Raw genomic sequence first — 241 nt, forward strand, 5'->3', positions numbered from 1 at the left:
GGCATCGATCCGCATTCCGCACGTGTCGAACCCGAAGGGCCGTCGTATCGAAACGCGTTTCCCGGATCCGATGGCGAATCCGTACCTGTGCTTCTCCGCGCTGATGATGGCGGGTCTGGACGGCGTGCAGAACAAGATTCACCCGGGCGAAGCGGCCGACAAGAACCTGTACGACCTGCCGCCGGAAGAGGATGCAAAGATCCCGACCGTGTGTGCCGGCCTCGACCAGGCGCTCGACGCA

At 63.5% G+C, this 241-nt stretch carries 1 pseudogene; it reads left to right on the forward strand.

Annotation, left to right across the window (positions count from 1 at the left end):
- A pseudogene (glnA, locus tag PQQ51_RS34445) lies at positions 1–241 on the forward strand (glutamine synthetase); the annotation flags it as partial.

It is taken from the genome of Paraburkholderia xenovorans (genome assembly GCF_046030735.1).
In the GTDB taxonomy this organism is placed as follows: Bacteria; Pseudomonadota; Gammaproteobacteria; order Burkholderiales; family Burkholderiaceae; genus Paraburkholderia; species Paraburkholderia xenovorans_A.